The organism is Paraburkholderia sp. (genome assembly GCF_034668105.1).
In the GTDB taxonomy this organism is placed as follows: Bacteria; Pseudomonadota; Gammaproteobacteria; order Burkholderiales; family Burkholderiaceae; genus Paraburkholderia.
This window is the reverse complement of the sequence record NZ_JAXDPY010000679.1, coordinates 1-8,045: the sequence shown is the minus strand read 5'-3', so window position 1 is coordinate 8,045 and position 8,045 is coordinate 1. Positions and strand designations below refer to the sequence as shown.

At 63.1% G+C, this 8,045-nt stretch carries 6 protein-coding genes; 4 read left to right on the top strand and 2 right to left on the bottom strand.

Annotated features, from left to right (window positions below; translation table 11 throughout):
* The first annotated feature begins 11 nt into the window (after window positions 1-11).
* Window positions 12-443, top strand: coding sequence for a cupin domain-containing protein (locus QOC89_RS29985; RefSeq protein WP_323048353.1), 432 nt, complete (start codon window positions 12-14; stop codon window positions 441-443).
* Window positions 444-524: 81 nt separating this feature from the next.
* On the opposite strand, the gene QOC89_RS29980 is transcribed toward QOC89_RS29985, so the two are convergent.
* Window positions 525-920, bottom strand: a complete 396-nt coding sequence (locus QOC89_RS29980) for a hypothetical protein (protein WP_323048352.1) — start codon at window positions 918-920, stop codon at window positions 525-527.
* Between the two features lie 395 nt (window positions 921-1,315).
* On the opposite strand from QOC89_RS29980, the gene QOC89_RS29975 reads away from it, so the two are divergent.
* Window positions 1,316-2,434 carry a porin gene (locus QOC89_RS29975; protein ID WP_323048351.1) on the top strand — a complete coding sequence of 373 codons (1,119 nt, stop codon included), beginning with the start codon at window positions 1,316-1,318 and terminating at the stop codon, window positions 2,432-2,434.
* A gap of 332 nt (window positions 2,435-2,766) precedes the next feature.
* Window positions 2,767-4,119, top strand: coding sequence for an MFS transporter (locus tag QOC89_RS29970; protein ID WP_323048350.1), 1,353 nt, complete (start codon window positions 2,767-2,769; stop codon window positions 4,117-4,119).
* A 52-nt stretch (window positions 4,120-4,171) separates the two neighbouring features.
* Here the strand turns inward: QOC89_RS29970 and QOC89_RS29965 are convergent, their stop codons facing one another.
* On the bottom strand, window positions 4,172-6,712 hold the full coding sequence (locus QOC89_RS29965) for a penicillin-binding protein 1A (RefSeq protein ID WP_323048349.1): 2,541 nt from the start codon (window positions 6,710-6,712) through the stop codon (window positions 4,172-4,174).
* 284 nt (window positions 6,713-6,996) lie between these two features.
* Between QOC89_RS29965 and QOC89_RS29960 the strand changes: the two genes are divergently transcribed.
* A partial coding sequence (locus QOC89_RS29960; protein WP_323048348.1) for an IS256 family transposase occupies window positions 6,997-8,045 on the top strand: 1,049 nt, incomplete at its 3' end.

The window sequence follows — 8,045 nt, the reverse complement described above, 5'->3', positions numbered from 1 at the left end:
GGAGTAATCGCATGAAAATCCGTAGACTGATCGCGACGCTGGCGCTCGCCGGTCTTGCCATCGCGGGAAGCAACCAGACCGTATTGGCCGCCGGTACGGCCGCTACACCGGAGACGATCACGCCCGCGTTCAGCGAGGCAATCGCCAATGTGCCGGGCAAGACGATGACCGCGCTTGTCGTCGACTATGCGCCTGGCGGCAAGTCGAAGTCGCATCGGCATGGCCAGGCTTTTGTGGTCGGCTATGTGCTCTCGGGCGCGATCCGCAGCCGCATTGGCAACGGCGAGGAGCGCGTGTTCCATGCGGGCGAATCCTGGACCGAGAAGCCCGGCGCGCATCACACCGTCAGCGAAAACGCGAGCGATACGGAACCCGCGAAACTACTGGCCATTTTCGTGGCTGACACGAAGGATAAAAAGCTCGTCACGTTCGACAAGCCTTGAGCGCATAGCGAGAAATGCATGAGGGTCCATGCGCTTGCCGGCATGAACCCTGGCTCTGCTACAGGCCATCGAGCCTGAGCCCTAGAACTTCGGATGACATTCGAAATTCACTGACGACCCGTGCTCCGTCATCATCTGCACGCCGCTCACCGTTTCAGTCGTGACACTGCTTTGCATGCCGCGACGCTCGCAATAATCGCGCGCCTCGCTGATCGCATGTTCATGCGCGCGGGCCCAGGCCATCCGGCCGCCAGTCGCGCTCGCCGCTACCGTGTAGGTGCCGGGTTTGCCGGTGGCGGCAACATCGGAAGTCGACGCACATCCGATCAGGCTGGCGCACGCGGCCAGCGCCGCGACCCACGCGCGAGCGCGGTGGTGTGCGGGATCGCGTGTCTGGTTGGACAGTGTGCTTAGGCGCTGTAGCGCTGAGCGTGCCCGCTCCTGTCCCGTCAAGTGATCCAAGACCGTGTTCAACATGATTCGCCTGCGTTTTCTGATCGTTTTCAATCTCGAAATTATCCGCAATCAGGCGCGCCAGATCAGCCTCTGCATCCGAAAACACTGTTGCATCCGCCTGAACAATTGCCGTCCGGCGGTGCCAGGAATGGGCGTCGCGCAAGTCCGTGTCATATCGAATGAACGAGGGGGACCTCGCCTGCGTTGGCCGGATTCTCATGCTTTTTCGCCATGCAATATCTGCATTCTCCTCATAAAAACAATGCACTGGCTTTGTCCCGTCAGTTGACTTGAAATTAGCACGGCCATTCGATTTTCGACGGCCGGTTCGGTCGATGAAGCCGGACCGCGCCGGCCCCGCAGCAAGGCTGTGCAATCAAGTCCGCGGCAAGCGGATATAAAAAGAGGAGACATGCATGCGTTTTATCAATCATGGCGTTTGCGGAGCCACACTGATTCTGGCCGCCGGTGGCGCGGCGGCCGCCGAGTCGAGCGTGACCTTGTACGGCGTCGTCGACGCGAACATCCAGTATCTGGACAACGGCGGCGTCCATTCCTATTCCGAAAAGAGCGGCGGCTCGACGGGCTCCCTGTTCGGCCTGAAAGGCAATGAAGACCTGGGCGGCGGACTGAAGGCGCAGTTCAATGTCGAAACGGGTTTTAACGTGAACAACGGCGGCTTGTTCGCCGATACCACGGCGCTCTTCTATCGTCAGGCATGGGTCGGCCTGAGCGACGCCAGATACGGTTCTGTGACCATGGGGCGTCAGTACGAGCCGAGCTTCCGGGTCATCTATCCGTCCGATCCGTTTCGCGCGAACGAGGTACTGTCGCCGTTTTCGGCCAACGTCCTCGCGGTGGACCGGAACACGCTGTCGACGCAATACGATTCCGGCCGCGCCAGCAATTCGATCATGTATGCGTCGCCGAATCTGAAGGGGCTGCAGTTTTACGGCATGTATGCGTTCGCCGCCACGGTGAGCCAGCCGGTGCCGGCCACCTCGGGGAACATGCTGAACGTCGCGGCCACTTACTCGGGCTACGGCTTCTACGCGGGGCTTGCGTATGTGAACCAGCATCCGGGACAGGAAACCATTGCCGGCCTGCCCGCTTCGCTGAGCCTGCTCGGCACCGAACACTTCATCGGCGCGCTCGCTTACCGGATCGGCATCGTGAACTTGCAGTTCAACTATTCCTATAACCGCGCGGAAGACCCGGCGCCGGGTTCGCTGGCAGCGCATCTGGGCACCGGGCATTCGCTCAGTATCGCGGAGTTGGGTGCGACGATCCAGGCCACGCCGGCCGACGTGATCGCGATTGCCGGCGTGCAGCGCAATGTGCGCGGCGCGCATGACAATACGCCGGGCTTCGAAGTGGGGGTCGACCATTCGATCTCCCCACGCACGAGCCTGTACATGCGGGCCGGCTATCTGAAGAACAACGGCACCGCCACGGTAAGCTGGCCGGGCGTGACGGTGAGCGCGCCAGGAACGAAGCAGATTCTTGCGACAGTGGGGATGTCGCATCGTTTTTAGGGCGAATCGCGGCACAGTCGTTGCTGTCTCGCTTCCATCCAATTTGATGCCGCTCGTGCGTTTTATCGGTCCGACCGATCCGCGCTCGATCGGCACACTCGATGCAATCGGCGGCGAATTGAAGGTGGACCCGTTGATCTTCCGCTAGACGCGCGGCGAAACGCTGGACGGACTGCCGGGTATCGAAGGCGGGTGCGTGATCCCGATACGTAATCCCAATACATGAGCAGCGCACGCGCGGCCATGCCAAAACACTTTCGGAATCGCACTTCACCGACTAGTCTGTAACCACACCAATCAACTAGCCGGACACTGAACCGGAGGAGACATCGATGGAGATCGAAACACGCACCATGACGCGCGTGATGGTTCGGCTCGTGCCGTTCCTGATCCTGTGCTATTTCATTGCCTATCTTGACCGGGTCAACGTCGGCTTTGCTGCACTGCAGATGAACAAGGCGCTTGGCCTTTCCGCGAGCGCATTCGGCTTCGGCGCGGGGATTTTCTTTATCGCGTACTTTTTCTTCGAAGTCCCTTCCAATCTGCTGCTCGAGAAATTCGGCGCGCGCCGCTGGATCGCCCGCATCATGTTCACATGGGGGATACTCGCCGGCGCCATGGCGTATATCCCGGACATTGCCCGTTTCACCGGACTCTCGCCCGCGCACGTGTTTTACGGCTTGCGCATTCTGCTGGGCGTGGCCGAAGCGGGATTCTTCCCCGGCATTATTTTCCTGCTGACGCTGTGGTTTCCCGCCGCATATCGCGGCCGCGTGGTCGGTTATTTCATGGCGGCCATTCCGCTTTCCACGGTGATAGGCGGCCCGGTTTCCGGCGCGCTGCTGTCGATGGACGGGCGCGCCGGTCTGGCCGGCTGGCAGTGGGTCTATCTGATCGAGGCGCTGCCCGCCCTGCTGCTCTCGATCGCCGTGCTGTTCTATCTGACCGACAAACCGGCCGACGCCCACTGGCTTGCCGACGACGAACGCGACTGGCTGGTCGCCCGCCAGGCTCAGGAACGCGAGCATCGCGAGGCGGTGCATACGTTCAGCGTGAAGGAAGCGCTGTTCAATCCGCGAGTGCTCGCCGTCGCGCTCATCTATTTCGGTGCGAACGCAACCAACTACGGACTGAGTTTCTTTTTGCCGCAGATCGTCAAGTCGTTCGGTCTCAGCAATTTACAGACAGGCTTCGTGACCTCGTTGCCTTATATCGTCGGCGTGATCAGCATGGTTTTTTGGGGACGCCATTCGGACCGCAAGCTCGAACGCAAATGGCACGTGGCGATCGCGCTGCTGGTCGCGGCCGGCGGTATCGCGGCGGCGGCGGGGCTCGACAATCCGGTGCAGAAAATGATCGCGCTGTCGATTGCCGGCTTCGGCATCTTCGGCTGCCTGCCGGTGATCTGGACCTTGCCGGCCGCGTTCCTGTCGGGCGCGGCGGCCGCGGGCGGCATCGCCGCGGTCAATTCCCTCGGCAATCTGGCGGGATTCTTCGGACCGTACGCGATGGGCTGGATCAAGGACAGCACCGGCGGCTTCGGCGCCGGGCTGCTGTGCTTGTCGGGAGCGGGACTCGTCGGGGTAGCGGCTGTGCTTCTGCTGCATCACGATACGTCGCTCGAGGCGTCGTGCAGTGTGCCCGATGCGCGGGCGGCAGGCCGGACGAAGGCGGCGGGACCCTAGAACCGGCAAAACGCCGCGCGGACTGAGCCGCGCGGCGCAACGCGCTTAAGCATCAAGGCGAGGCGCTGGCGCTCGCCGGCGGATTCGGGGATGCGTTTGCCGTGCCGCCGCCAATGTCCGGCGGCATCACATCGTCTGGCGTGGGCGTGGGCGCCAAAGCCGGTTCGCCGCCGCCATGCGCCGCGCCGTCTACTGCATCGCTTGCTGAGACAGGCGCTGACGGCGCTTGAAGAAGCGGCGGCTGCGGCAACGGCTTCGATGCAACAGCCGCGGCAGCCTCCGAAGCAGCGGACGCCGATGCAGCAGACGCCGATGTAGCGGCTGCCGGTCCAGATACAGACGCGGTGCGCGCAGCCGCCTTGCGCGTCGTATTACGTGCGACAGCCGGCGCCTCGGTCTTCACGGGCGACGCGCCGAACAGCTGCTGGAACCACTCGCGCAACCTGCCGGTCCGCTCGGCAAACCAGCCCGGCTCCTGCTCGGTCGCGAACCTGACGCGGCTGTCTACCAGCTTCGATCTTTGCGCGCGCTGGAAAAAATCGCCGACGATCGGCAGCGCGCTGTGCGCCCCCTGGCCCCAATAATCGCTGCGCAAGGTCACCCGGCTGTCGTTGAAGCCGACCCACGCGCCCGCCACGAGTTGCGGTTGGATCAGGATGAACCAGCCGTCCGCATTGCCCTGCGTCGTGCCCGTCTTGCCGGCGACGTCGCCGCGAACGCCGAAGCGGCTGCGAATGCTCGCACCCGTGCCGCGGCTCACCACGTCGCGCATCACATCGACGAGCGTGCGCGCGGCGGCGACGGGCAGTTCCTGTTTCGGCGACGCCGGCGCGAACTCGGCTAGCACTTCGCCGTTGCGGTCTTCGATCCGCGTGACCATCACCGGCTCCACGTAAGCGCCGAGGTTGGCGATCGTGCCGTAGGCCGAGACCATTTCCTTCAGCGTGACCGGGCTCGTGCCGAGCGCGAGCGACGGCACCGGGTCGAGTTCGCTGTCGCGCACGCCCATGGCACGCGCCAGCTTCGCGACCTTGTTCGGACCGACCGTTTCCATCAACTGGGCGGTGATCCGGTTGCGGGAATAAGCGAGACCGTCGCGCAGGCTGATGGCGCGCTCGCTCGGCTCATCCTCGTCGTTCGGACGCCAGACTTCGCCACCGGCGAGCGGAATCTCGACGGGCTTGTCGATAAACGTGTCGCTGGGTTTCGCGCCGTCTTCGAAGGCTGCGGCGTAGACGAACGGCTTGAAGGTCGAGCCCGGTTGACGCCGTGCCTGCTGCACATGGTCGAACGGGTCCTTGCTGAAGTCGCGGCTGCCGACCCATGCCTTGATCTGGCCGTTGCGCGGATCCATGGCGAGAAAGTCCGCCTGCACGCGGGTTTTCGATTCGCATACCGACTGCACCAGATCGCGGTCGGACGAAACGCGTTTCATGGCGTCGTCGTCCGACAGGCCGGCGTCTTTCGCGGCGCGATAGTCGGGCGTTTCACGCAGGAAAGTCTGCAGCAGGTCGCGGCCGTTCGCACAACCCGCGCGCGTCCCCCACGCCGAGTTGGCGATGCCCTGCAACTGGTTGCCCTGCAGGGTCACGGCCTGAGTGGCCATGGTTTGCAAGCGCGAATCGATGGTGGTGCGCACCACCAGTCCGTCGGAATAGAGGTTGTAGTCGTTGCGATCGGCCCATGCCGCGAGCCACTTGCGCAATTGCTGCGCGAAGTGCGGCGCCGGTCCGGGCGGCTCGGTCTGCCGTTCGAAATCGATGCGCAAGGGGCGCCGCGCGAGCGTCGCATAGGCCGCGGGCGTGAGCTTGCCGTACTTGACCATTTGCGCGAGCACCGTATTGCGCCGTTGCAGCGCGCGTTCCGGATTGAGCACCGGGTTGTAGTAGCTATTGCCCTTGAGCATGCCGGTGAGTGTCGCGCTTTCCAGCACGTTCAGGTCGCCGGCCGATTTGTCGAAATAGGTTCGCGCTGCCATTTCGATGCCGTAGGCGTTGTAGAGGAACGGCACCGTGTTGAGGTAGGTCTCGAGGATTTCGTCCTTGGTGTAGAGCGCCTCGATCTTGAAGGCCGTGATCGCCTCCTTGATCTTGCGGGTCAGCGTGGGCGCGCGGCCGATCTCGTCCGGATAGAGATTACGGGCGAGTTGCTGGGTGATGGTCGAACCGCCCTGGCGGTCGCCGGAAAACGTGTGCAGCGCGGCTGATGCCGTGCGGCGCCCATCGAGTCCGAAATGCTGATAGAAGCGGTGGTCTTCGGTGGCGATCAGCGCGTTCACGACGTTCGGCGAGATGTCCTTGAGTTTCACCCACTCGCGGTTCGAGGGCTTGAATTCGGCGAGCAGTTTGCCGTCCGCTGAGAGAATCTGCGCCGGCTGCTCGATTTTCGCCTTACGGATGTCGCCGATGCTCGGCGTGAACGGGATCAGGATCAGCACATACAGGAGCAGGAGCGCCGGGATGGCGGCGCAGGCCTTGGCCACGCCACGCGGCGTGGGATGGCGCAGGTGCCGGAAAGCCCGGGCGATGGGCTGGTTCGCGAGGGTTAGCCCTTTTTCAAGGGTCTGTAGGAATTGGGGGATCAGGCGCTTCACTCGGGTTACCGTTCTGCTTGACGAAGGCAGCATCGTAGCAGGGGGGTGCCGGGCGGCGGGTTGTTTGTCCGCCTGCGGCGGTGGGCTTTTTCTTGATCTGGTTGCCTGCGGCGCGTTTTGTCTGTCTGCCTGCGGTGGTGGGCTTTCCTTGATCTGGTTGCCTGCGCCGCGCTTTGTCTGTCTGCCTGCGGCGTTGGCCTTTCCTTGAATTGATATTGGTCCATTAGCGTGGGTCTGTCATAAATTTTGTGTTCAAGGCATAACATGTAGCTCAAGGAGCATGTATGCCACGCAAACCCAAGCCGGCCGCAGAGGCCCTGACGGCGTTGCCGTCAATTCCGGATGAACTGATCGACCAGTTTGTGAAGGGGCCGATGACGGCCGAGGCGGTGCAGGCCGCTTCGGCCGCGTTCAAGAAAGCGCTGATAGAACGCGCACTGGGCGCAGAACTCGGCCACCATCTGGGCTATCCGGCGGGCGCTGAGCGGCCCCAGGATGCAACCAACCAGCGCAATGGCAAGAGCGGCAAGACGGTGCTCACCGACGACGGTCCGCTGCGCCTCGCGATTCCGCGCGACCGCGATGGCAGCTTCGCCCCGATCCTGATCCCCAAACACGCGCGCCGCTTCACGGGCTTTGATGACAAGATCATCGCGATGTACGCGCGCGGCATGACGGTGCGCGAGATTCAGGGCTTTCTTGCCGAACAGTACGGCACTGACGTCTCGCCGGAGTTCATCAGTTCGGTGACCAACGCCGTGATGGAAGAAATCATGGCCTGGCAGGCGCGCCCGCTCGAGCCGATGTATCCGGTGGTGTTCTTCGACGCACTGCGCGTGAAGATCCGCGAGGAAGGGCTGGTGCGCAACAAGGCGATCTACCTGGCGCTGGGCATCCTGCCGGACGGCACCCGTGATGTTCTGGGCCTGTGGATCGAGAACACTGAAGGCGCCAAGTTCTGGATGAAGGTATTCAACGACCTGAAGGTGCGTGGCGTGCAGGACATCCTGATTGCGGTCACCGACGGCCTGAAGGGCATGCCTGAATCGCTGGGCGCGGTGTTCCCGGCGACCACGCTGCAGACCTGCATCGTGCATCTGATGCGCAATTCGCTGGAGTACGCGAGCTGGAAGGATCGCCGGGCGCTGGCCGCGGCCATCAAGCCGATCTACACGGCAGCGAGTGCCCAGGCAGCCGAAGCCGAACTGGAGGCGTTTGAACAGGGCGAGTGGGGACAGAAGTTCCCGAGTGTAGTGGCCGCCTGGCGCGGGGCCTGGGATCGGGTGATTCCCTTCTTCGCGTTTCCGCCGGCGGTACGCAAGGTGATCTATAC